Origin of the sequence: Chelatococcus reniformis (assembly GCF_014640075.1) — a bacterium.
GTDB lineage: Bacteria > Pseudomonadota > Alphaproteobacteria > Rhizobiales > Beijerinckiaceae > Camelimonas > Camelimonas reniformis.
This window is the reverse complement of the sequence record NZ_BMGG01000004.1, coordinates 428,616-452,524: the sequence shown is the minus strand read 5'-3', so window position 1 is coordinate 452,524 and position 23,909 is coordinate 428,616. Positions and strand designations below refer to the sequence as shown.

Sequence of the window (23,909 nt, the reverse complement as noted above, 5' to 3'; positions counted from 1 at the left end):
GATCGAGGCCTCGGCTGCCCTTGTTTCCGCCCATGCAAGGCCAACATGTGAGGCGAAGCGGCCGAGTTGGTGCAAGCTGCGAGCTTGACCAGGACGGCAGATCGACTCAATTGTTAGTGCGCAAATGGAATGTCGATGGCCTGCGTCGGTCCGCTCCTTGCTGGGCGCGGTCGATGCGGCTAATCGAGCCCTGCGGGAATTTGGCCGGTGGCGGCCGCAGACGTTGGACTTGGACGGCAGATGAGCAATTTGAACACCGAGAAGGTCCTCAACGTTCGGCACTGGACCGACCGGCTCTTCAGCTTCCAGACCACTCGCGATCCCGGCTTCCGCTTCCGCAGCGGCGAGTTCGTGATGATCGGCATCGAGGTCAACGGCAAGCCATTGCTGCGCGCCTATTCGGTGGCCAGTGCCAACTACGACGACAAGCTCGAGTTCTTCTCGATCAAGGTCCAGAACGGACCTCTCACCTCGCGGCTGCAGCACCTCGCGGTTGGCGACAGCATCGTCGTCGGCCGCAAGCCGACGGGCACGCTGGTGCTCGACAACCTGGAGAACGGCCGCAACATCTACCTGCTGGCCACCGGCACCGGGCTGGCGCCGTTCGCCAGTCTGATCCGCGACCCGGAGATCTACAACCGCTTCGACAAGGTCGTGCTCGTGCACGGCTGCCGGGAGGTGGCCGAGCTGTCCTACGGCGAGGCCCTGGTCGAGCAGTTGCGCAACGACGAATTCCTGAGCGAGGATGCCGAGAAGAAGCTGCTCTACTACCCCACCGTGACGCGCGAGCCGTTCCGCAACCGCGGCCGCATCACCGACCTGATGCAATCGGGCAAGCTCTACAGCGATCTCGGCCTGGAGCCGCTGTCGGCGGCCGAGGACCGCGTCATGATCTGCGGCAGCCCGGAGATGCTGAAGGACCTGAAGGACATGCTGCTGGCCCAGGACTTCAGCGAGGGCAACACGGGCGAGCCCGGCCAGTTCGTCATCGAGAAGGCCTTCGTCGAGAAGTAGCGCCGTCGCGGTTCCCGACCGGATGGGCGCCATCCGGCCGAAAGGCGCGCTCCAGATGAACGAGGCGGTCTCCTAGAGCATTTCCGCGTTTCTTCGAATCGCCGAAATGCTCTATCTATTTGATTTGTCCCGTTTTCTGCACGCGGAACCGGCGTCCACTTCGCTCAAAAACGCTCTAAGCCGCCGCCATCGTTGCGGCGATGTCGGCGGCGAGGGCGCGTGCCTCCTGGCTGCGGGCCGACTTGGACCAGACGATGCCGACGCGCGAGCGCGGCAGCGACGGCAGCCCGTCCGCCGCCTCGAGGATGCGCAAGCCGGTCCGCACGGCACCGCGCGGCAGCACGGTGACGGCGAGGCCGGCGGTCACCATCGGTGCGATGGCCGAATAATTGTTCGACACCAGGATCATGCGTGAGGGGATGCCGGCGGCAGCGAGCGCCGCCTCGGTGTCGCGCCGCCAGTTGCAGGTGGGGTTGCCGAGCGCCAACGGCAGCGGTCGCTGGCGCGCGACCGCCCCGTGCGCGGCGGCGACCCACACCAGGTCCTCCTCACGCACCACGTCCACGTCGGGAATGGCGCCGCAATCGGTAACGACGGCCAAGTCGAGGTCGCGCGAGTTGATGCGCACGGCGAGGTCGAGCGAGCCCTCGCACACTACGGTGAGCTCCACCAAAGGGTGGCGCGCCCCGAAGCGGGCGAGGATGTCGGGCAGAAACGGTTCGGCGTAGTCGTCGGGGATGCCGAGCCGCACCCGACCGCTCAGGCCGCGCTGGGCGATGGCCGACAGCGCCGAGGCTTCGACCCGCAGCATTTCGCGGGCGTAGTCGATCAACCGCTCTCCGTCGGCCGACAGCCTGACGCCGCGACCGTTTTTGACGAACAGCTCGCAGTTGAGCTGCTCCTCCAGCCGCCGCACATGCATGGACACCGCGGATTGCGTCTTGTTCACGCGTTCGCCGGCGCGCGTGAACGAGCCCGTGTCGACGATGGCGAGGAAGGAGCGCAGCTGTTCCGTGTCGAGCATGACCGATCTCCTTTCGTCATCCATGATCATAAAAACATTCGTTAGACCGATCAATGGATCGCGCGCATAGCAATCCCTCCAACCCCGGAGGAGGATCATGGCGGTCTTTGATCTCGGCGCGGCGCGGCCCGGACGGGGCTGGCAGCGCGCCATCGGCGCATGGGCGCGGCTCGTGCGGGCGGCCCGCGCCCGCCGCGAAATGGCCGTCCTGGCGCAGCTGAGCGAGGGCGAGCTGAAGGACATCGGCCTGCGTCCGGACGATGTCGCCAACGCCCTGGCGCAGCCCTATGGCAGCGACCCAACCCACTACCTCGCCGATCTCGTGCGCGAACGCCGGCGCCTCGCCCGCTGCGGCCGCTTCTGAGGGGTCTGGCAGGTCGCCCGCGACGGAGCCGCGGCGCACGCTCTCCCAACCACGCCGGGTGAGGCGTGGCGCCTGCCTCGTCGGGGATCAACCCGCATTGCATGCTTCTTGCTCGCGGGGCGCCTATGGTGGCGAAGCGGATTCGCCTGGCCTATGCGCAGGAGCAAGGATTTCGTGTCGATCCTCGTCGCCCTTCACCACGTGATGCACTATCGCTACGACCGGCCGGTCGGGCTCGGTCCGCAGACCATCCGCCTGCGCCCGGCCCCCCATTGCCGCACCCGCATCCCCAGCTATTCGCTGAAGGTGACGCCGGCCGAGCACTTCCTGAACTGGCAGCAGGATCCGCACGGCAACTGGATCGCCCGTGTGGTGTTCCCCAACCCGGCCCGGGAGTTCAAGGTCGAGGTCGACCTGATCGCCGACATGGCGGTGATCAATCCATTCGACTTCTTCGTCGAGCCCGACGCCGAAGTGTTTCCCTTCGACTACGCCGCCGAACTCAAGGCCGAGCTCCTCCCCTACCTGGAGACCGAGGCGCCGGGACCGCGCCTTGCCGGTTTTCTCAGCAGCTTGCCGAAGAGCGCGCCGAACACCGTGCAGTTCCTGGTTGACCTCAATGCGCGCCTGGCACGCGAGGTCCGCTATCTCATCCGGCTGGAGCCCGGCGTGCAAACACCGGAGGAGACGCTGGAGCGGACGTCCGGCAGCTGCCGCGACTCCGCCTGGCTGCTGATCCACATCCTGCGGCAGTTGGGCTTCGCCGCCCGCTTCGTCTCCGGCTACCTGGTCCAGCTCAAGGCCGACGTCGACCCGATCGAGGGGCCGATGGGCACCGACCGCGATTTCACGGATCTGCACGCCTGGGCCGAGGTCTACATCCCCGGCGCCGGCTGGATCGGCTTCGACGCGACCTCCGGCATGCTGTGCGCCGAGGGGCACATGCCGGTCGCCGCCACGCCGCACCACCGCTCGGCGGCACCGATCACCGGCATGGTCGAGCCGGCCGCCGTCGACTTCAGCTTCGCCATGGACGTCACCCGCATATCGGAGCCGACGCGGGTCACCAAGCCGTTCGACGATGCGAGCTGGGAGGCGCTCGACCGGGTCGGCGAGGCCGTGGACGCCGACCTCGAGGCAGACGACGTGCGCCTGACCATGGGCGGCGAGCCGACCTTCGTCTCCGTCGACGACCTCCAGGGGGCGGAGTGGAACACCGCCGCCCTGGGGCCGACCAAGCGCGCCCTCGCCGACAAGCTGCTCCACAAGCTGCGCAGCCGCTTCGGGCCGCAGGGGCTGCTGCACTACGGCCAGGGCAAATGGTACCCGGGCGAGGTGCTGCCGCGCTGGGCCTTCACGCTTTATTGGCGCAACGACGGCCGCGCCATTTGGCGCGACCCGGCGTTCGTCGCCGGCGAAGCGAAGCCCGGGGAGGGAACGCCCGGGGAAGGCGAGCCGGGGAAAGGCAAATCGGGGGGAGGCAAATCGGGAAAAGGACAGCCCGACGACATCGGCCGGCCCGGCGCCGACGCGCTCGCCAAAGCCATTGCCCGACGGCTCGGTGCCACCGACGGCCACGTCATCCCGGCCTACGAGGATCCGCTGGTCTGGATCGCTCGGGAGGCGGAGCTGCCGGACAACATCGATCCGCTGGCGCGGGCACTCGACGTCCCCGAGGAGCGCACCGGCCTGGTGCGCGTGCTCCAGAGCGGGCTGACGACGCCGGCTGCTTACGTGCTGCCGCTGCAGCGCCGCCCCGCCGCCGCTAGCGGTGCGCCCCACGCCCGCCCGTGGACGACGGAGCGCTGGAGGTTCCGGCGCGGCCACCTGTTTCTGGTCGCCGGGGATTCGCCGGCGGGCCTGCGCCTGCCGCTCGCCAGCCTGCCGCAGCTGCCGCCGGGCGAGTACCCGCACCTGATCGAGCAGGATCCGTCCGCCGTCAGCGGCGCGTTGCCCAGCTTCGATGAGATCTACGCCGGCATGGCGCCCGCGCCGGTGCCCGAGGGCATCGTGCGCACGGCGCTGATCGTGGAGGAGCGGGATGGCATCCTGCATGTGTTCATGCCGCCGGCGGAGCGCTCCGAGGACTATCTCGAGCTGCTGGCGCGGATCGAGCGCGCCGCCGCAGACCTTGCCACCACCGTCCGCATCGAGGGCTATGGGCCACCGGTCGATCCGCGGCTGAGCCTGATCAAGGTCACGCCCGATCCCGGCGTCATCGAGGTCAACGTCCACCCCGCCGGCAGCTGGCGCGAGGCGGTGGCGATCACGCAAGGCCTCTACGAGGATGCGCGCCAGTGCCGCCTCGGCACCGAGAAATTCATGATCGACGGTCGCCACACCGGCACGGGCGGCGGCAACCATGTGGTGCTGGGCGGCGCCAGCCCTGGCGACTCGCCGTTCCTGCGTCGGCCCGACCTGCTCAAGAGCATCATCCTCTACTGGCAGCGTCACCCCTCGCTGTCCTACCTCTTCTCCGGCCTGTTCATCGGCCCGACCAGCCAGGCACCGCGCGTCGACGAGGCGCGGCATGACAGCCTCTACGAGCTGGGGATCGCGCTCGGCGCCGTGCCGCTGCCCGGCGCGGGCGAGCCGCCGGCGCCGTGGCTGGTCGACCGGCTGTTCCGCAACCTGCTCGTCGACCTTACCGGCAACACGCACCGGGCCGAGATCTGCATCGACAAGATGTACTCGCCCGACAGCTCCACCGGCCGGCTCGGCCTCATCGAGTTCCGCTCCTTCGAGATGCCGCCCGACGCGCGCATGAGCCTGGCCCAGCAGCTTTTGCTGCGAGCGCTGGTCGCCTGGTTCTGGCGCGAGCCGCAGAGCGGCCAGCTGGTCCGCTGGGGCACGGCCCTGCACGACCGTTTCATGCTGCCCCACTTCGTCTGGGCGGACCTCCTCGACGTCATCGCCGACCTGAACCGGGCCGGCTACGCCATCAAGCCCGCCTGGTTCGAGGCGCAGCAGGAGTTCCGCTTTCCGTTGCTCGGCCGCGTCGGCTTCGGCACAACGACGCTTGAGCTGCGGCACGCGCTGGAGCCGTGGCACGTGATGGGCGAGGAGCCGGCGGGTGGCGGCACCGTCCGCTTCGTCGACTCCTCGGTCGAGCGGGTGCAGGTGAAAATGAGCGGCTTCCTGCCCGAGCGACACATCATCGCCTGCAACGGCCGGCGCGTGCCGATGACGGCGACGGGTCATGCCGGCACCGCCGTCGGCGGCGTCCGCTACAAGGCCTGGCAGCCGGCGAGCGGCCTGCACCCGACCATCCCGGTGCAGGCGCCGCTGACCTTCGACATCATCGACGCCTGGAACGGCCGTTCGCTCGCCGGCGCCGTCTACCACGTCGCCCACCCGGCGGGTCGCAATTATGAGACATTCCCCGTAAACTCGTACGAAGCGCAGGCGCGGCGGCTCGCGCGCTTCCAGGATCACGGCCATACTCCCGGCCCGATCGATATCCCCCCGGATGAGCGAACGGGCGAGTTCCCGTTGACGCTCGACCTCAGGACGAGCCGTGCCCGCTGATGCGACCCATCGTGTGCCCCCCTTGAGCGACGACCGCGGCGACGCGGCCGAACGCCGGTTCCTGGATTGGATCGAAGGCTACCGGCCGCTCCCCGGCATTCCCGACGAGCTTTTCGGACCGGACGGGCAGCCCCGCCCCTATTGGCGCCGGTTCCTGGAGACCTTGGCGGCGGTTCCGGCCGAGGAGAGCGAACGGCGCTTCGCCGCCGCCAACCGCCATATCCGTGACGCCGGCGTGACCTACCGGGTCTATGGCGAAGAGAACGACCGCAGCTGGCCGCTGGGGCGGATCCCGCTGCTGATCGACGAGCGGGAGTGGCGCGGCATCGCCGAGGGCATCGCCCAGCGCGCCAGCCTGCTCGAGGCGATTCTGGCCGATGTCTACGGCCACGGCTATCTCGTCGCGGACGGTGCGCTGCCCGCCGCGGCGGTGACCGGCAGCGAGGATTTCCTGCCCGAGGCGCACGGCATCGATCCGCCCGGCGGGCGCCACCTGCGCATCTACGCGGCCGATATCGGCCGCGGACCGGACGGCGGCTGGTGGGTGCTGGCCGACCGCACCCAGGCCGCCTCCGGCGCGGGCTACGCCCTGGAGAACCGGCTCGTCTCGTCGCGGGCCTTCCCCAACCTCTACAACGAGATGAACGTGGAGCGGCTGGCGCCGTTCTTCGGGGCGTTCCGCACCGGGCTCACCGAGGCGGCCCGGCGCTCGGACCCGCGCATCTGCCTGCTGACGCCCGGTCCGTTCAGCCAGACCTATTTCGAGCAAGCCTATCTGGCGCGCTATCTCGGCTTCCTCTTGGTGGAAGGCGACGATCTGATCATTCACGAGGGACGCCTGCACGTGCGCACCGTGGCGGGCCTCAAGCGGGTCGATGCCCTGTGGCGGCGCGTCGACGCCGATTTCATCGACCCACTGGAGTTCAACAGCGCCTCCCGCCTCGGCGTGCCTGGACTGATGCAGGCCCTGCGCAACGGGGAGGTCGTCGTCGCCAACATGCCCGGCGCCGGCTTCGTCGAAGGCCGGGCGCTGATGGGCTTCCTGCCGGCTTTGTCCCAGCGGCTGTTCGGCGAGGACCTGAAGCTGCCCAACATCGCGACCTGGTGGTGCGGCCAGCCGCGCGAGCGCGCCTTCGTGCTCGACCGGCTCGATGACCTCGCCATCGCGGGCGCCTTCGACCGGTCCGTGCCGGGCCTCGGCAGCCCCGCGCCGGTGCCGGGCCGCAGCCTGACCGGGGCTGCGCGCGAGGCGCTCGTCGCGGCGATCGAGCGGCGGCCCATCGATTTCGTCGGCCAAGAGGTGGTGCGGCTGTCGACCATGCCGGTGTGGGAGGACGGGCGCCTGGAGCCCCGCCCATTCGTGCTGCGAGTCTACGCCGCCGCGACCGCCGACGGATGGACGGTGATGCCCGGCGGCTTCTGCCGCGTCTCCAGCTCGCCCGACGCCCGCGCGCTGTCCATGGGCGAGGGCGTGCAGTCGGCCGACGTCTGGGTGCTGGCCGACAAGCCGGTCGAGATCACCACCCTGCTGCCCCGCTCGGACGCGGTGAAGACACGGCGCATCGTCGGCGTGCTGCCCAGCCGCGCCGCCGACAATCTGTTCTGGCTCGGGCGCTACCTGGAGCGCGCGGAGGCAACGCTCCGGCTCGTGCGCTGCCTGTGCAGCAGCCTGATCGAGGCAGATCCGGCGATCCATGGCACCAGCCCGGCGCTGGAGCGGCTGGAGCGGCTGCTCGTCGCATGGGGCGCGGTGGCACCGGAGCAGCTGGGCAACCCGGGCGCCGTCGCGACGGCGGCTCTCCACGGCGAGGCCAATTACGGCTCAGCCGTGGCGCTGGTCCGCTCGGCGCGGCGCACGGCGGCGCGCGTGCGCGAGCGCCTCGGCTCCGACGCCTGGCGGGCGCTGACGGCGCTCGCCGAGCTGCTGGCGGACGACCCGCACGGGCTGCTGACCGAGGCGGAGGCCTTCGACCGGGCCGACCGGGCCCTGCAATGGCTCGGCACGCTGTCGGGACTCGCGCAGGAAAACATGAATCGGGTTGCCGGCTGGCCCTTCATCGACATCGGCCGGCGCATCGAGCGCGGCGTCGTCACCTGTCGCTTCGCCCGCCAGTTCGCGGCCGACGATGCGACCGTCGACGACCTCGACGTGCTGCTCGACCTGGTCGATTCGCAGATCACCTACCGCTCCCGCTACATCGCCGGCTTCGCGCTGGCACCGGTGCGCGACATGGTGGCGCTCGACCCTTTCAACCCACGCTCCGTCGCCTTCCAGGTGCTGCGCCTGCGGGACCATCTGGCGGCGCTGCCGTCGTTGCGCGCCGACGGGTTGCTCGAGGCGCCGAGCCGGCTCGGCATCGCCCTCGCCGCCGAAATGACCACGCTGGAGGCGGAGCAGCTCGATGTCGGCAGGATTCTCGCCATCGAGCAGCGCCTGCTCCAGCTGTCGGAAGCCATTGGATCGCGTTATTTCCTGCACGGGCCGGGCATCGCGCGGCCGGAAAAGCTGACGGGCCTCGCGTGATCTACGACATCCGCCACCTGACCACCTACAGCTACGAAGCGCCCGTGGGTTTTGCGCGCTGCACCATGCGGCTGATCCCCACCAGCTCGCCCGGTCAGAAGGTTTTATGGAGCCGACTCTCCATCACGCCCGCGCCGTCCGAGCGACGCGAGCGCGTCAGCTTCTTCGGCCACGTGGTCGTCACCGTGACCATCGAGACGCCGCACAGCGAGCTCAGCGTCGAGGCTCATTCGCGCGTCGACGTGGACCGGGAGGGGCAGATGGGCCTGTTCCTGGGGCGCGGCTGGGAGGATATCCGGGCCGAGGCCTTCGCCTCCAACGCGCTGAGCGCGGCGTCGCCGGCTCATTATCTGTACCCAAGCCGACTCGTCAGCCTCGACCCAGCGATCACGGCCTATGCCGAGCGCTCCTTCACCCAGGGGCGGCCGCTGCTGGAGGCCGCGGACGACCTGACCGGACGCATCAAGGCCGAATTCGCCTATGACACCAAGGCGACGGCGGTGTCGACGCCGCTCAAGGAGGCCTTCGAGCACCGCCGCGGCGTCTGCCAGGACTTTGCCCACATCATGATCGCGGGCCTGCGGGGCCTGGGGCTGCCCGCCGCCTATGTCAGCGGTTACCTGCGCACCGTGCCGCCGCCGGGCCAGAAGCGCCTGGAGGGCGCCGATGCCACCCACGCCTGGGTCGCCGTCTGGGCCGGCAGCGACCTCGGCTGGATCGGTTTCGATCCCACCAACAACATGCGGGCGCTGAACGATCACATCGACCTGGCGACCGGCCGCGACTACGCGGACATCTCGCCCGTCGACGGCGTCATCCTCGGCGCCGGCGACCAGGACCTCGACGTCAAAGTGGACGTGGTGCCCGTCGGCGCCGCAGGCGCGTGACGCAGACCGGGCCTGGAGGCTTGGCTCCCCCGGCCGTGATCGGCGCCGGGGGTACGTTCAGACACCGGGGGCTTGGCAAACGGCGATAGGCCCCGGCTCATCGGCCGGCGTCGTCTCAGAACTCCACGTCGAGCTCTTCCAGCTCCTCGGGCTCCTCTTCCGCCGCCTTGACCCACTCCCGCATCGGCGCCCAGACGAAGATGGCGTCGGAATAGGCCTTCAGGCCGGGCTCCAGGGCCACGGCGTAAGTGCGGAAGCGCGAGCATACCGGCGCATACATGGCGTCGGCCATCGTGGGTGCCGCACCGAACAGGAAGGGCCCGCCCGACGCCGCCAGACAGTCGCGCCAGATCGTCAGGATGCGCTCGATGTCCGACTGGGCGCCCTGCCAGACCTTGAAGTTCGGGAAATAGCCCTTGACGTTCATCGGCAGCGCCGAGCGCAGGTTGGCGAAGCCGGAGTGCATCTCGCCCGAAATCGAGCGGCAGAGGGCCCTCGCCGCCCTGTCCTTCGGCAGCAGACCGGCCGCAGGGACAGCCTCCGCCAGATATTCGGCGATCGCCAACGTGTCCCAGACCTTTACGCCATCGTGAACGAGGCAAGGGACGAGGAAGGACGGCGACAGCAGCAGCAGTTCGGCCCGGGCCGACGGGTCATCGAGCGTGCGCGCGTCCTCCTCGAACTCCAGCCCCGCCATCTTGCACAGCAGCCATCCCCGCAATGACCAGGAGGAATAATTTTTGCTGCTGATCGTCAGGGTCGCCTTCGCCATCTCGCCCATTCCTCCCACCGTCCGACGAACGCCGCATTACCGTTCCCGACAATTTATGTCGCAATGCAGCAAAACATGCACTAGCTTTCGCTGTCGTTGAGGACCCTCGGGAAACGCCATTCCATGCTTTATCAAGCGTTTCAGGCACAAGCTGACGTGATGGCACCGATCCGCGAGATCGCGCGGGGCCAGTACGAAGGGCTGAAGGTCTGGCGGGGCAAGAGCGAAACGCCTGCGCTCGCCCATATGTCGGCCGCTCTCGAGATGATCTCGCGCGCCGGTTTGTCGCACAGCCGTCCGCCCTATGGTATCGACGCCGTCACTGTCGGCAACCGCGAGGTTGCGATCACCGAAGAGCCGGCGCTGGTTTCGCCGTTCGGGACGCTGCTGCATTTCAAGAAGGACATCGAGGCCGCCCAGCCCCGGGTCATGATCGTGGCGCCCTTGTCGGGCCATTTCGCCACGCTGCTGCGCTCCACAGTGCGTACCATGCTGCCCGATCATGACGTCTACATCACCGATTGGCACAATGCGCGGGACGTCAGCCTGGCCGACGGCCGCTTCGGCTTCGAAGAATACGTGGATCACCTGATCCAATTCCTGGAGCATCTCGGGCCCGGCGCGCACGTCGTGGCGGTGTGCCAGCCGTGCGTCCAGGCGCTGGTGGCGGTTTCGCTCATGGAGGAAGGCAAGAACCCGGCCAAGCCCAGCAGCATGACGCTAATGGCCGGACCGGTCGATACCCGCATCAGCCCGACCGAGGTCAACAAGCTTGCCACCACGCGGCCGATCGAATGGTTCGAGAACAACCTCCTCGCCACCGTGCCGGCCCGTTACGTCGGCGCCGGCCGCCGCGTCTACCCCGGCTTCGTGCAGCTCAACGCCTTCATGTCGATGAACAAGGAGCGTCACATCAAGGCACACCGGGAGCTTTACCAGTTGCTGGCTGCTGGCGAGACCGACAAGGCCGAGGTGGTGAAGACCTTCTACGATGAGTATTTCGCCGTGCTCGATCTGCCGGCGGAATTCTACATCGAGACGGTGAACTGGGTGTTCCAGCGCGCCCTGCTGCCCCGGGGCGAGCTCACGTACCGCGGTCACAAGGTCGACCCGCGGGCGGTGACGCGCACGGCATTGCTCACCGTCGAGGGTGAGCGCGACGACATCTGCGCCGTCGGCCAGACCTTGGCCGCCCACGATCTGTGCAGCCGCCTGCGTCCCTACCTCAAGCGCCACCACCTGCAGGCCGGCGTCGGCCACTACGGCGTGTTCAGCGGCCGCCGCTGGGAGAACCAGATCTATCCGCTGGTGCGCAACGTGATCCTGGCGAGCGACTGAGCGCGACCAAATGGCCCGCGGCGCGCCGGGTCGGGACCATCTCGCCCCTGACCGATGCCGCGACGCGCCGGCGCCGGTCACGAAGCGCCGGCTAGAGCATTTCCGCGTTTCTTCGAATCGCGAAAATGCTCTATCTATTTGTTTTGCTGCGTTTTCTTCACGCGAACCGGCGTCCACTTCGCTCGAAAGCGCTCTAGGCCACCGCACCACGGACCCCCGATGACCGACGAGCTGCAGCCGGCCGACCGCCGCGGCGTCGCCACGGACGGGGGCAGTCCCGCCGAGGTGTTCCGCGTCTTCCTCAAGCTCGGCCTCACCTCGTTCGGCGGCCCCATCGCCCACCTCGGCTATTTCCGCGACGAACTGGTGGTGCGCCGCCGCTGGATCGACGACGCCGGATATGCCGACCTCGTCGCGCTGTGCCAGTTCCTGCCGGGCCCTGCCTCGAGCCAGGTGGGCTTCGCGCTCGGCCTGCTTCGCGGCGGGGGCTGGCGCGGCGGCCTCGCCGCCTGGGTCGGCTTTACCCTCCCCTCCGCCCTCCTCCTCGTCGCCTGCGCCCTCGGCGCCGCCGCTGTCGCCGGCGCCGGCGGGCTGCTGCATGGGCTCAAGCTGGTCGCGGTCGCCGTCGTCGGCCAGGCCATCTGGGGCATGGCGCGGAGCCTGACGCCGGACCGGCCGCGCGCCGCCATCGCCCTCGCGGCGGTGCTGGTCGTGACCTTCGCTGGCGGCGCCGGCGGCCAGATCGCCGCCATCGTGCTCGGCGCCCTCGCCGGTCTGCGGCTGTGCCGGGGCGAGGCTCCCGCCGCGGCGAGCCAACTGAGAGTTCCCCTGTCGCGGCGCACGGGCGCCGCCTGCCTTGCCGGCTTCGCCGCTCTCCTGGTGCTGCCGCCGGCGCTGGCGGGCGCCACCGGCTCGCAGGCGATCGCCCTGTTCGATGCCTTCTACCGCTCGGGCGCCCTCGTCTTCGGTGGTGGCCACGTGGTGCTGCCGCTGCTCCGGGCGGAGACGGTGGCGCCAGGCTGGACGAGCAACGAGGCCTTTCTCGCCGGCTACGGCCTGGCCCAGGCGGTGCCCGGGCCGCTGTTCACCTTCGCCGCCTATCTCGGCGCGGTCATGGAACCGGCGCCCAACGGCATTGCCGGCGCCGCCATCGCGCTCGTCGGCGTGTTCCTGCCGGGCCTGCTGCTGGTCGCCGGCGCGCTGCCGTTCTGGGATGCGCTGCGGCGGCGGGCGCTGGCCCAGGCGGCCATGCGTGGCGCCAACGCCGCAGTCGTCGGCATCCTCGGCGCCGCCTTCTACGACCCGGTGTGGACGAGCAGCGTGCTGACACCGCTCGATTTTGCGCTGGCACTGGCGGGCTTCCTGCTGCTCACCGTGTGGACGGCGCCTCCCTGGGTCGTCGTGGTGCTCCTGGCCTTGGCAGGGGCGCTGCTCGGCGGCGCCTGATGGGCGCCTCGCACGCGAGATCGCGCTCGGCTGTGGCCTGCGCCGGCCCCGCGCCAACGGTCCCGCCTTGGGAATCGTGGAGCAGCCTGTCATATCTTGCTAAGGGGGCACTGCCGGCAGACGACCACTGCTGCGCGAACAGGCTCAGACGCGACGCCGACAAGGGGGCAGGCGGCTCATGGATATGCTCACCGCGCCGGGCTTCTATCCTTTCACCATCGCCGCCCTCATCCTGGTCGGCCTGGTCACCGTCGAGGTCGCGTCGCTGGTGCTCGGACTGTCGGTCTCCACCTTGGTCGACGACGGCCTGCTGCCGCATACGGATCACGGCGACGGCCTGCTGGGGCCGTGGATGTCCTGGCTCAACACCGGCGGCGTGCCGCTCCTTGTGCTGCTGATGATCGTGCTGGCCGCCTTCGCGGTGACGGGATTGTCCATCCAAGCCATCGCCCAGGCCGTGGCGGCACCGCTGCCGACCGGTGTCGCGGGCCTCGGCGCATTGGGAGCGACGGTGCCGGTCACCCGGCTGCTGTCGCGCTGGATCGGCCGCGTCTTTCCGCGCGACGAGACGGCCGCGGTGAGCCAGGCCGAATTCATCGGCACGATCGGCACGGTGACGCTCGGTCCGCTCGACGACGGGCACCCGGGCCGCGTGCGCATCAAGGACCGGCACGACAACGTCCACGTGCTGCGGGCGCGGGCAGCCCCGGGGCACGTCATCGCGCAGGGCGCGCTGGTGGTGGTGGTGGGCGGCGCCGACGGCCTGTTCGAGGCCATCCCGGCGCCGGACGAACTCAGCCCGATCAGCTAGCCATAGGGGGGACACGGCGATGACCTTTGCATCCATCATCACCATAGCCGGCGTGATCGTCGCGCTCATCATCGGCATCGGCCTGGTCATGGCCGCGCTCTACACGCGCGCCACGCGGGACAAGGCCTATGTGCGCACCGGGCTCGGCGGCAAGCGGGTGGTGCTCGACGGCGGCTCGGTCATCCTGCCGATCTTCCACTCCTATTCCTGGGTGCAGCTGAGCACCCTGCGGCTCGAAGTGCAGCGCAGCCAGAGCGAATCCCTGATCACCGCCGACCGCATGCGCGCCGACATCACCGCCGAGTTCTACGTCCGGGTGAAGCCCGATGCCGAGAACATCTCCCTCGCCGCCCAGACGCTGGGCGACCGCACCAACAATGCCGACCTGCTGAAGACGCTGGTGGAGGCCAAGTTCGTCGACGGGCTGCGCTCGGTGGCCGCCACCATGACGCTGAAGGACTTGCAGGAGAAGCGCTCCAACTTCGTCAAGGCGGTGCAGGACGCGGTCGCCGCCGACCTCCAGTCGAACGGCCTGGAGCTCGAATCGGTGTCGCTGACGCGGCTCGACCAGACCGACATTGCCCACTTCAATCCCAACAACACCTTCGACGCCGAGGGCCTGACGGCGCTGACCCGCGTCACCGAGGAGCGACGCCGCGAGCGCAACGAGATCGTGCGCGAGAACGAGGTCGCCATCGCCACCAAGGACCGCGAGGCGGCGCTCCGGCGGCTGACCATCGAGCGCGAACAGCGGGACGCCGAGCTCACCCAGCAGCGTGACATCGCCAACAAGACCGCCGAGACGCGCGCCGAGCAGGCCCGCGCCGAGCAGGCGGCGCGCCTCGCCGAGGAGACGGCGCGGCTGGAGACCGAGCGCGGGGTGGCCAAGAGCGAGGCCGAGGCGCGGCAGGCCAAGGAGACGGCGCGCATCCTGGCCGAGCGCGGCATCGCCGAGAGCGAGGCCGAGGCCAAGCGCATCTCCGAGACCGCCCGCATCGGGGCGGCCATCGCCGTCGCCGAGAAGAGCGAGGCCGAATCCCAGGCCAAGGCCAAGGCCGAGGAGGCCCGGGCCGCCGCGGTGACCGCCGAGGAGCAGGTGGCGACGGCCCGCGCCGTCGAGGTGGCCGAGCGCACCAAGAAGATCGCCGTCATCGAGGCCCGCAAGGAGGCCGAACAGGCGGCGACGGGGGTCACCGTCAAGGCCGAGGCAGAGCGGGAGGCGGCGGAAAACCTGGCCGCCGCCATGCTGACCCAGGCGCAGGCGGAGGCGGAGGCCAACAAGGTACGGGCCGGTGGCATCGTCGAGCTCGGCGAGGCCGAGGCCAAGCGCGAACGGGCGCTGAACGAGGCGCGCAACGCTCTGTCACCGCAGATGGTCGACTTCGAGCTGACCAAGCAGCGCATCGCCGTCATCCCCGAGGCGCTCGAGCAGGCGATGAAGCCGGTCGAAAAAATCTCCGACATCAAGATCTTCAGCGCCGGCGGCCTGCTCGGCGCCGTCGGTCACGATGGGGGCGGCGCGGCGAACGGTGGCGGCCCGATCGCGGACCTGAGCAGCCAGTTGCTGAGCTACGGAGCCCAGAAGCCGATCCTCGACGCCATCCTGTCGCAAGCCGGCTTCACCGGCGCCAGTCCCGTCGATGCGCTGCTCGGCGGCACCCAGCGCGGCGCGCTGCCCGCGGCGCTGGATGGCCCGGTCAAGCCTGCCCCTGACGCTGAAATGTAAGGCGCTTTCGCCATGACCGGGGGCAGTTAGGCCATAGGGCGTGCTCGCCCGCCCTATGGTGCTCTCGGCTGCTGGCTGTTGGCTCTTGCGGCTCCCCCTGAGCCGTCAGCGGCCGACAAACAGCGCCACGTTCCTCACGGTCGGGTAGGCGACCGAGAACAGCTGGGCGGCCGAGCGCACGGCCCCCGCCATCGCCGGCAGCGAGTCCTTGCCGAAGTATTTGCTCCGGCCGGTCAGGATGATCGACCCGAACAAGCCGCCGTCGGGAAGAACGATGGGGGATCCGACCGCCGAGATGCCGTCGCAATACTCGTCGAAGTTGGTCGCGTAGCCGCGCTCGGCCGTCCGCTCCAGGTCCTCCCTCAGAGGCGCTTCATCGACGATCGTCGACGCGGTCAGCCGCGGATATGGCGCCGGGCCGAGCAAGGCGGAGGCCTGTGGCCAAGCCAGCGACGACAGCAGCATCTTGCCGGAGGCCGAGGCGTGAAGCGGCGTGCGCAGATGCGTGTCGAAATAAGGGACGAAGCCGTCGTCGCCCGAAGCGAGCTCGACGACCATACGCTCGGTACCCATGACGATGGTCATGGACGCACTCGGCCCGTAGGTCGTCTGCAGGTTCCGCAGCACCTCCGACGCGTTCCGGCGCAGCTTGCTCATCGGATGGTAGAGGCTGAGCGGCGAGGCCGATCGCGGCGACAGGATGAAGCCGCTCGCCAGCCGTAGCACCCGCCCACTTTCGCCGAGCTGCTGGAGCAGCCGGTGCGTGGTGCTGGCGGTCAGCCCCACCTGCTGGCTGATCTCCGCCAAGGTCAGCGGCCGCTCGGTCGCTGCCAGGCTGTCGAGGATCGCGAGCCCGCGGCGCAGCGCCCCCTGCTCCGACGACGGCAGGTCGCTCTCAGGCTCCTGACCGGTTGCCGCCCTTTGCGCTCTCGACCCGGCGGGCCGTCCCGCTTTCGCGGCTTTGCTGGTCTGGTTCATCCGGAGCCCGGTGACATTGGCCTCGTTCCAATCTCGGACAGGCTCCCTAGCATGGTTCCCCGATCCGCCGAAGGCCGCCGTGGAGAACAAACATCTCCAAAAGCGGAATGAATTGGGATTTATTTCGGAAAGAAAATTCCATTATATTCTTTACCGCCTGCCATTTTCCGTGGCAAGTTGCGCGCGGTCTCGGGTCTGCGCCTCGAGCGCTTCGCCATTGCGCGAGTTCAACTAAGCGCGAAGCGCTCCAGTTCGTCAGATGAAGCGCTTCCGATCGGACGGCTTCGTTTGGCCGGAAAGCGGGCAAGCAAGAACGAAGGTAATTCACATATGACACCGAAGGTTTTGCGGGCGGGGCTGCTGTCTGGCGAAGAAATCGCTCTGCTCGACGTCAGGGAGGAGAAGACGTTTGCGGCGCGCCACCTGCTGCTGGCCGCCAGCGCCCCGCTCAGCCGGATCGAACTGCTGATCGCCGATCTGGTGCCGCGCCTGACGACGCCGATCGTCCTGTGCGATGCCGGCGAGGGTCTCGCGGACAGAGCCAAGACCAGGCTGAGCGCGCTCGGCTATACGAACATCGACACCCTGGACGGCGGCATCGACGCCTGGGAGCGCGAGGGCGGCACGCTGTTCAGCGGCGTGCATGTGCCGAGCAAGGCTTTCGGCGAGTTCGTCGAGACGACGTACCACACGCCCTCGATCGGCGCGGACGAATTGCGCGCGCGGCTCGAGCGCGGCGAGCCGACGGTGATCCTCGATAGCCGCCCGTTCACCGAATACGAGGTGATGAACATTCCGGGCGGCATCAACATGCCCGGTGCGGAACTCGTGCACCGCCTCGATCAGGTGCCGCGCGCCGACGACGCGCTCATCGTCGTCAATTGCGCCGGGCGCACGCGCAGCATCATCGGCGCCCAATCCCTGATCAATGCGGGGACGCCAGGTCGGGTCGTGGCGCTGCGCAACGGCACCATGGGCTGGGAACTGGCCGGCCTGTCGCTCGAGCACGGCAGCACCCGGGCCGCCCCCCTCCCCTCGCCGGAGCGCGTTCGACTGGCACGGGAGCGTGCCGCCGCCGTCGCCCGTCGCTTCGGCGTGACCGCGATCGATGCCGCCACCCTCGACGCCTGGAGGGCCGAGCGGCACCGCCGCAGCCTCTACGTCTTCGACGTCCGGCAGCCTGATGAATACGCCGCCGGGCACCTGGCGGACGCGGTCAACGCGGCTGGCGGACAGCTCGTCCAGGAGACCGACCGCTACGTCGGCGCTCGCGGCGCCCGCATCGTTCTGTTCGATCCCGACGAGGTTCGCGCCGTCATGACCGCCTCGTGGCTGATCCAGATGGGCTGGCGCGAGGTCCGCATCCTCACCCGGCCGCCGGCGGGAGAGACGCTGGTGTCCGGCCCACGGCCGGCGCCGGTGCTCGGGCTGGAGAGCGCCCGCCCGGCGACGATCGATGCCGCCGGCCTCGAGGCCGAGCTGGCGAGCGGCCAGGTGCGCGTCATCGATCTCGCCCTCAGCCGCGCCTACAAAGCCGGGCACATTCCCGGCGCCGTCCACGCGGTGCGGGCGCGGCTGGTGAAGGCCGTCGCGGCCGCAGGCGCAGCGCCGCTGGTCCTCACCTCCGACGACGGCATTCTGGCCACCCTGGCGTCGGGCGATCCAGGCCTTCCGGCCGGGACGCGTGTGCTCGCCGGCGGCACCGCCGCCTGGATTGCGGCGGGGCTACCGACCGTTGGCGCGCCGCTCTGGACCGACGAGCCGGACGACATCGAGCCGAAGCCGTTCGAGGTCGAGACCAACCTCGAGCAGGCGATGCGCAACTATCTCTCCTGGGAGATCGACCTGGTCGATCGGCTCAAGCTCGACGGAACGCTGTCGTTCAAGACCTATCCAAAAACAGCTTAGGCCAGCCGGCCGGCGGAATAAGACCAGTTGGGGAGGATTCTCCGGTGAGATACTTCGCTCGCGCAGGCGCGATGCTTTCACTCGCCGTCCTGGCGCACATCATGCCGGCTCGCGCGGCCGAGGATGGCGTGACCATCGGCGTCATGACCGACCTGTCCGGCATCTTCCGGGATTACCAGGGGCCCGGCGCCGTGCTCGGCGCCCAAATGGCCGTGGAGGACTTCGGCGGCAAGGTGCTGGGCAAACCGATCCGCTTCATCTCGGCCGACTACCAGAAGCCGGACATCGCCTCCGCCCTGGCGCGGCAGTGGTATGACGAGGACAAGGTCGACCTCATCGTCGGCGCCGAGAACTCCGCCGTTGCCCTCGCGGTCATGAAGATCGCCAAGGACCGCGACCGGCTGCTGATCGTCACCGGCGGCGCGGCCATGGCGATCACCAACGAGCAGTGCAACGACCGCACCGTCAATTGGGGCTTCGACAGCTGGGCGCTGGCCCACGGCACCGCCAGCGCCGTCACCAGGCACGGCGGAAAGTCGTGGTACTTCCTCACCGCCGATTACGCCTTCGGCCATTCGATGAAGGACGTCGCCGGCAAGTTCGTCGAGAAGGAAGGCGGCAACGTCGTGGGCTCGTCGCCCTATCCGCTCGGCACGCTGGATTTCTCCTCGTTCCTGTTGAAGGCGCAGGCCTCCGGCGCCCAGGTGATCGGCCTCGCCAGCGCCGGGCTCGATACGGTGAACGCGATCAAGCAGGCGGCGGAGTTCGGCATCCAGCCGAAGCAGACGCTCGCCGGCCTCGCCATCTTCATCACCGATATCCACAGCCTCGGCCTCAAGGCCACCGGCGGCATGTACCTCACGGCCGGCTTCTACTGGGACCGCGACGAGGCAACCCGCGCCTGGTCCAAGCGCTTCTTCGCCCGCCACAAGGCGATGCCGAGCGTGGTCCAGGCCGGCAATTACTCGGCCATCACGCACTACCTGAAGGCCGTCGAGAAGGTGGGCAGCACCGACGCCGGCAAGGTGCTGGCCGAGATGAAGGCCAATCCGATCCGCGATTTCTTCGCCGTCGACGGCCGCATCCGGGACGACGGCCGCATGATCCACGAGATGTACCTCGCCCAGGTCAAGACCGAGGCGGAATCCAAGTATCCGTGGGACTATTACAGGATCCTGACGACCATCCCGCGCGACGAGGCGTTCCAGCCGCTCGCCGACGGCGCCTGCCCGCTGACGAAGAAGTAGCGGCCGGGACACGGACGCCCTCGCCCGCTCCGCCCGCCCTTCGACTGGAGACCGCCGTGACCTCGATACAGGAGCCGGATGCCGACGTTGTCGTTCCGTTGGCCGATCATATCGTCGGCCTCGCCTACGACGACCTGTCGGTGCAGGCCATCGCCGCCGCCAAGCTGTTCATCCTCGACACGCTGGCGGCGACGGTCATCGGCTCGGACCAACCGGGAATCGCGGCGATCGTCGATACGCTGGCGCGCCAGGGGGGCCGGCCTGACGCGACCGTCGCCATGTGGGGCTATCGCCTGCCGGCGCACGAGGCGGTGATCGCCAACGTGGCCATGGCCCATGCGCTCGAGATCGACGACGCGCATTACCCGGCCATCGTCCACCCGACCTCGCCGTCCTTGTGGGCGGCGCTCGCCACGGCGGAGGTGATGGGCGGGGCGAGCGGGCGCGATCTGATCACGGCGGTGGCCGGCGCCGTCGACCTGATGGTGCGGCTCGGCCTGGCGGCGCCGCGCACCCTCTACCTCGGGTATCACACGGCGCTGTTCTCCGGCTTCGGGGCCGCCGCCGCGGCCGGCAAGCTGCGCCGGCTCGACGCCGCGACGCTGCGCGACGCCTTCGGCATCACCTTCTCGCAGGCCGGCGCCACGGTGCAGGCCGCGACCGACGGCGCCCTGGTGAAACGGCTGCAGCCGGCCTTCAATGCCGCCGACGGCCTCAAGGCGGTGGATCTGGCGATGCGCGGTATCACCGGCATCCGCAATGTCTTCGAAGGCCCCTACGGGTTCTACCGGCTGTTCAACCACAGCGCTTTGGACCGCGCGCCGCTGCTTGGCGAGCTCGGCCGCCGCTTCTACGGGGCCGAGCTGACCATCAAGCGCTATCCCACCTCCCGCTGCGCCAACGGGCCGATCGAATGCGCGCTGGAGCTGGTGCGGCGCTACGACGTGCGGCCGGACGAGGTGGAGAGCGTCGTCGTCGAGGTATCGCAGGGCTGCGTCGAGATCTGCGGCGCACCCTACCTCCCCGATCCCGAGCCGTCGCAGACCTTCGCCCAGTTCTCCATCCCCTACACCGTCGCTGCCGCGATCCTGTGGCGCGACGTCTTCGCCGCGCAGATGCGCCCCGAGGCGCTCGGCGACCCCGCCGTCGTGGCGCTGGCGGCGCGGGTGACGGCCGCCGTCAGGCCCGGCGGCGCCGGCTCGATGAGCTTCACCCCGGTCACCATCAGGCTCGCCACGCGGGATGGCCGCGTGCTCGTCCATACGGTCGAAGAGCTCAAGGGCAGCCCAGAGCGGCCGATGTCCTGGGACGAGATCATCGCCGAGCGGGTGCAGCGCGTCGGCGCATTCAGCCGCATCCCCTTCAACCAGGACCGGATCGACCGGCTGGTCGACGTGGCCGGCCGGCTCGAGCGGCTCGCGGACGCCAGAGACCTCGTCCAGGCCGTGGCCGGCTCGCCGCCGGCCGCGGCACCGCGGCCGACCCCGGCAAAGCGAGCCGGCCCCGCGCCCGCCGGCCACGAGGATGCCATCGTACGCGTCGCGCGGCATGTCGCGGAGACCACCTTTTCCGACATTCCGGACACGGCCCGCGAGGCCACCAAGAAGTTTCTGCTCGATGCCATCGCCACCACCATCGCCGGCTCGGCCGCGCCCGGCTGCGCCGCGGTGGCCGATCTCGTGCGCGGCTGGGGCGGCACGGCGGAGAGCCGCATCGCCGTCCTGGGCGGCACCTGCCCGGCGCCCAACGCCGTCGTCGCCAACGTGATGATGTGTCACGCGCTGGAGCTGGACGACCTCTATGACCCCGCCGTGGTCCACGCCACGGCCCCATCGCTGTGGGCGACCCTGGCCGCGGCGGAGGCGCAAGGCAAGGTCGGCGGCCGCGACGCGCTCACCGCCATCATGCTCGGCGCCGACGTCATGTGCCGCATCGGCGCCGCGGCGAAGCGGACCTTTGCGCTCGGCCACCACAACGCACTGCTGGCAGGCTTCGCCGCCGTCGCCGGCGCCGGGAAGATCCGCGGCGCCTCGCCGGCGGTGCTGCGCGAGGCCTTCGGCATCGCCTCGTGCCAGGCGGCGGCCTCCGTCCAGGCGCTCCCCGACGGCGCCCTGGTGAAGCGGCTGCAGCCGGCGCTGAACGCCGGCGACGGCCTGCGCTCGCTCCGCCTGGCGGAGGCCGGCGTCACCGGCGTCATCCACGTGCTGGAAGGCAAGTTCGGCTTCTGCCGTCTGTTCGGCCATGCCGCCTGCGACCGCGAGGCGCTATTCGACGGTCTTGGCGCGCGCTTCCTCGGCGCCGCCTCCAGCATCAAGCGCTTCCCCTCCTCGCGCTGCACCCACGCGCCGATCGAGGCGGTGTTGCAGCTCAAGCGGACGCACGGCCTGGAGGCCGCGGCCATCGACGAGATCGAGGTGCTCGTCTCGGAGACGTGCGTGCGGGTCGCCGGCGCGCCGGTCTCGCCCGCTTCGCCGTCGCCGCAGGTCGAGGCGCAGTTCAGCATTCCGCACACGGTGGCGGCGGCCATCGTGTTCGGCGACGTGTTCATCCCCCATGTGGACGGGGAGCTGATCGCCGATCCGACGGTGCGGGCCCTCGCCGAGCGCGTGCGCGTCGACGTCCTGCCGACGGCGCGCGGTGTCATCCGCTTCACCCCGATCGAGGTGCGGGTCCGGCTGCACAGCGGCGCGGTACACCACCTCGTGCTGGAGACGATGCGCGGCACGCCCGCGGATCCGCTTGATTGGGACGACATCGTCGAGGAGCGCCTCTTGCGCTGCGTGCGCTACGCCGCCCGCCCCCTCGCCGACGCCACGGTCCGGCGCCTGGTCGAGGCGATCAGGCATTTCGAGGATCTTGACGACGTGGCCGACATCACGCGGCTGCTCGCGCCCGAGGAGCGCCACCCATGACCAGGTTCGCTGCCGCCCGCCGCTTCGCCGCGGCGCTTTTCGCCATCGCCGCGATCGCGCCCCGGCCCGCACCTGCAGCCGAGCTGAGCGACGGCATCGTCAGGATCGGCGTCCTCACCGACCTGTCGGGCCCCTATTCGGCCATCGCCGGCCAGGGCTCGGTCATCGCCGCCAGGATGGCCATCGCCGATTTCGGTGGCCAGGTGGCCGGCCGGCCCGTCGAGCTGGTCGCCGCCGACCACCAGAACAAGCCCGACATCGGTTCCGCCATCGCCCGCCAATGGTTCGACGCCGACAAGGTCGACGTGGTCGTCGACCTGGTGAACTCGGCCGTCGGGCTTGCGGTGATGAACATCGCGCGCGAGCGCCACAAGGTGACCCTGCTGACCGGCACCATCACCGGCCGGGCCGTCAACGAGGAATGCAGCCCCACCAACATCCAGTGGACCAACGACACCTACGCACTGGCCAACAGCTCGGCGGATGCGCTGGTCAAGCGCGGCGGCAAGTCCTGGTTCTTCATCACCGTCGACAACGCCTTCGGCCGCTCGCTGGAGAAGGATGCGGCCGCGACCGTGAAACGGCTCGGCGGCACCGTGGTGGGCTCTGTCGCCCATCCGCTCGATACGACGGACTTCTCCTCCTACCTGCTGCAGGCGCAGGCCTCCGGCGCCGATGTGATCGGCCTTGCCAACGCCGGCGCCAACACCATCGATGCGGTCAAGCAGGCGGCGGAGTTCCGCATCGCGCCCAAGCAGACCCTGGCGGCGCTCGACGCCTTCCTCACCGACATCCACGCCATCGGCCTCGAGGTGGCGCAGGGCATGTACGTCACGCAGGGGTTCTATTGGGACTTCGACGATGCGACGCGGGCCTGGTCCAAACGTTTCTTCGCCGAGCGCCAGGCCATGCCCACGGTGCAGAACGCCGCGATCTACTCGCTCGTCACCCACTATCTGAAAGCCGTCGAGGCGGTGGGCGGCGATGACGCGGCCAAGGTGATGGCCCAGCTGAAATCCAGCCCGGTGAAAGATTTCTATGCGCGCAACGCCGAGATCCGGCGCAACGGCAGCCTGATCCACGACATCTACCTGATGCGGGTGAAGACACCCGCGGCCTCGACCTATCCGTGGGACTATTACGAGATCGACACGGTCGTCCCGGCGGCAAAGGCATTCCCGCCGCTGGAGGCGAGCGCGTGCGGGCTGAAGTGACGGGCCGCCCTCTCACCGCTGACGCCACCTGGCTCAAATCCTCGCAGTAGCGGCCGACGGTCTCCGGTTACCCTTCACCCTATTCCGGGAGGCCCCCTCACCTCTCCCTCTCCCCGCAAGCGGGGCGAGGGTGCGCGGCTGCGCTCGACGGCCCTAGACTACGTACGGGGAGAGGTCGGCTTGCGCTCAAGCGCAGGCCAGGTGAGGGGCGCTCCA

The 23,909-nt window shown here is 69.5% G+C and carries 16 protein-coding genes; 13 read left to right on the top strand and 3 right to left on the bottom strand.

Annotated features, from left to right (window positions below; genetic code table 11):
• Nucleotides 1-240 precede the first annotated feature (240 nt).
• Nucleotides 241-1,014 carry a ferredoxin--NADP reductase gene (locus IEW34_RS13080; RefSeq protein WP_188609623.1) on the top strand — a complete coding sequence of 258 codons (774 nt, stop codon included), beginning with the start codon at nucleotides 241-243 and terminating at the stop codon, nucleotides 1,012-1,014.
• 175 nt (nucleotides 1,015-1,189) lie between these two features.
• On the opposite strand, the gene IEW34_RS13075 is transcribed toward IEW34_RS13080, so the two are convergent.
• Nucleotides 1,190-2,038 (bottom strand): LysR family transcriptional regulator, encoded by an 849-nt coding sequence (locus IEW34_RS13075; protein WP_188609622.1) that lies wholly within the window; start codon nucleotides 2,036-2,038, stop codon nucleotides 1,190-1,192.
• Between the two features lie 97 nt (nucleotides 2,039-2,135).
• Here IEW34_RS13075 and IEW34_RS13070 point away from each other — a divergent pair, with 97 nt between their 5' ends.
• The 4 genes from IEW34_RS13070 (at nucleotide 2,136) to IEW34_RS13055 (ending at nucleotide 9,341) form a co-directional block, all read left to right on the top strand.
• The gene (locus IEW34_RS13070; protein WP_188609621.1) at nucleotides 2,136-2,402 is read left to right on the top strand and encodes a YjiS-like domain-containing protein; all 267 of its coding nucleotides are present in this window, start codon (nucleotides 2,136-2,138) and stop codon (nucleotides 2,400-2,402) included.
• Nucleotides 2,403-2,576: 174 nt separating this feature from the next.
• Complete coding sequence (locus tag IEW34_RS13065) at nucleotides 2,577-5,930, top strand: transglutaminase family protein (RefSeq protein ID WP_188609785.1); 3,354 nt, start codon at nucleotides 2,577-2,579, stop codon at nucleotides 5,928-5,930.
• A gap of 13 nt (nucleotides 5,931-5,943) precedes the next feature.
• Nucleotides 5,944-8,454, top strand: a complete 2,511-nt coding sequence (locus IEW34_RS13060; RefSeq protein ID WP_373288251.1) for a circularly permuted type 2 ATP-grasp protein — start codon at nucleotides 5,944-5,946, stop codon at nucleotides 8,452-8,454.
• The gene (locus tag IEW34_RS13055; protein WP_188609619.1) at nucleotides 8,451-9,341 is read left to right on the top strand and encodes a transglutaminase family protein; all 891 of its coding nucleotides are present in this window, start codon (nucleotides 8,451-8,453) and stop codon (nucleotides 9,339-9,341) included. Before IEW34_RS13060 ends, IEW34_RS13055 begins: the two co-directional genes overlap by 4 nt.
• A gap of 115 nt (nucleotides 9,342-9,456) precedes the next feature.
• On the opposite strand, the gene IEW34_RS13050 is transcribed toward IEW34_RS13055, so the two are convergent.
• Nucleotides 9,457-10,113: a glutathione S-transferase family protein gene (locus IEW34_RS13050; protein ID WP_188609618.1), complete on the bottom strand. Its 657-nt coding sequence runs from the start codon at nucleotides 10,111-10,113 to the stop codon at nucleotides 9,457-9,459.
• A 123-nt stretch (nucleotides 10,114-10,236) separates the two neighbouring features.
• On the opposite strand from IEW34_RS13050, the gene IEW34_RS13045 reads away from it, so the two are divergent.
• The 4 genes from IEW34_RS13045 to IEW34_RS13030 all read left to right on the top strand — a co-directional run bounded on the left by IEW34_RS13045 (nucleotide 10,237) and on the right by IEW34_RS13030 (nucleotide 15,434).
• Nucleotides 10,237-11,451 carry a polyhydroxyalkanoate depolymerase gene (locus IEW34_RS13045; protein WP_188609617.1) on the top strand — a complete coding sequence of 405 codons (1,215 nt, stop codon included), beginning with the start codon at nucleotides 10,237-10,239 and terminating at the stop codon, nucleotides 11,449-11,451.
• Between the two features lie 219 nt (nucleotides 11,452-11,670).
• Nucleotides 11,671-12,897, top strand: coding sequence for a chromate efflux transporter (gene chrA / locus IEW34_RS13040; protein WP_188609616.1), 1,227 nt, complete (start codon nucleotides 11,671-11,673; stop codon nucleotides 12,895-12,897).
• Nucleotides 12,898-13,075: 178 nt separating this feature from the next.
• The gene (locus IEW34_RS13035; protein ID WP_188609615.1) at nucleotides 13,076-13,708 is read left to right on the top strand and encodes an OB-fold-containig protein; all 633 of its coding nucleotides are present in this window, start codon (nucleotides 13,076-13,078) and stop codon (nucleotides 13,706-13,708) included.
• 19 nt (nucleotides 13,709-13,727) lie between these two features.
• Nucleotides 13,728-15,434 carry a flotillin family protein gene (locus tag IEW34_RS13030; protein ID WP_188609614.1) on the top strand — a complete coding sequence of 569 codons (1,707 nt, stop codon included), beginning with the start codon at nucleotides 13,728-13,730 and terminating at the stop codon, nucleotides 15,432-15,434.
• A 105-nt stretch (nucleotides 15,435-15,539) separates the two neighbouring features.
• Here the strand turns inward: IEW34_RS13030 and IEW34_RS13025 are convergent, their stop codons facing one another.
• Nucleotides 15,540-16,412: an IclR family transcriptional regulator gene (locus IEW34_RS13025; protein WP_188609613.1), complete on the bottom strand. Its 873-nt coding sequence runs from the start codon at nucleotides 16,410-16,412 to the stop codon at nucleotides 15,540-15,542.
• A 330-nt stretch (nucleotides 16,413-16,742) separates the two neighbouring features.
• On the opposite strand from IEW34_RS13025, the gene IEW34_RS13020 reads away from it, so the two are divergent.
• Genes IEW34_RS13020 through IEW34_RS13005 form a run of 4 tightly spaced genes read left to right on the top strand, consistent with a single transcriptional unit; the run spans nucleotide 16,743 to nucleotide 23,693 of the window.
• Nucleotides 16,743-18,320: a rhodanese-like domain-containing protein gene (locus IEW34_RS13020; RefSeq protein WP_188609612.1), complete on the top strand. Its 1,578-nt coding sequence runs from the start codon at nucleotides 16,743-16,745 to the stop codon at nucleotides 18,318-18,320.
• 44 nt (nucleotides 18,321-18,364) lie between these two features.
• On the top strand, nucleotides 18,365-19,567 hold the full coding sequence (locus IEW34_RS13015) for an ABC transporter substrate-binding protein (protein ID WP_244641951.1): 1,203 nt from the start codon (nucleotides 18,365-18,367) through the stop codon (nucleotides 19,565-19,567).
• Nucleotides 19,568-19,623: 56 nt separating this feature from the next.
• Complete coding sequence (locus IEW34_RS13010; protein WP_188609611.1) at nucleotides 19,624-22,479, top strand: MmgE/PrpD family protein; 2,856 nt, start codon at nucleotides 19,624-19,626, stop codon at nucleotides 22,477-22,479.
• Nucleotides 22,476-23,693, top strand: coding sequence for an ABC transporter substrate-binding protein (locus IEW34_RS13005; RefSeq protein ID WP_188609610.1), 1,218 nt, complete (start codon nucleotides 22,476-22,478; stop codon nucleotides 23,691-23,693). The genes IEW34_RS13010 and IEW34_RS13005 overlap by 4 nt, the downstream gene beginning before the upstream one ends.
• Nucleotides 23,694-23,909 lie beyond the last annotated feature (216 nt).

Bases quoted from the DNA above. Each gene is read 5' to 3' on its own strand.
- IEW34_RS13080 (WP_188609623.1), top strand. From the start codon at position 241: ATGAGCAATTTGAACACCGAGAAGGTCCTCAACGTTCGGCACTGGACC.
- IEW34_RS13075 (WP_188609622.1), bottom strand. From the start codon at position 2,038: ATGCTCGACACGGAACAGCTGCGCTCCTTCCTCGCCATCGTCGACACG.
- IEW34_RS13070 (WP_188609621.1), top strand. From the start codon at position 2,136: ATGGCGGTCTTTGATCTCGGCGCGGCGCGGCCCGGACGGGGCTGGCAG.
- IEW34_RS13050 (WP_188609618.1), bottom strand. From the start codon at position 10,113: ATGGCGAAGGCGACCCTGACGATCAGCAGCAAAAATTATTCCTCCTGG.
- IEW34_RS13045 (WP_188609617.1), top strand. From the start codon at position 10,237: ATGCTTTATCAAGCGTTTCAGGCACAAGCTGACGTGATGGCACCGATC.
- chrA (WP_188609616.1), top strand. From the start codon at position 11,671: ATGACCGACGAGCTGCAGCCGGCCGACCGCCGCGGCGTCGCCACGGAC.
- IEW34_RS13035 (WP_188609615.1), top strand. From the start codon at position 13,076: ATGGATATGCTCACCGCGCCGGGCTTCTATCCTTTCACCATCGCCGCC.
- IEW34_RS13030 (WP_188609614.1), top strand. From the start codon at position 13,728: ATGACCTTTGCATCCATCATCACCATAGCCGGCGTGATCGTCGCGCTC.
- IEW34_RS13025 (WP_188609613.1), bottom strand. From the start codon at position 16,412: ATGAACCAGACCAGCAAAGCCGCGAAAGCGGGACGGCCCGCCGGGTCG.
- IEW34_RS13020 (WP_188609612.1), top strand. From the start codon at position 16,743: ATGACACCGAAGGTTTTGCGGGCGGGGCTGCTGTCTGGCGAAGAAATC.
- IEW34_RS13005 (WP_188609610.1), top strand. From the start codon at position 22,476: ATGACCAGGTTCGCTGCCGCCCGCCGCTTCGCCGCGGCGCTTTTCGCC.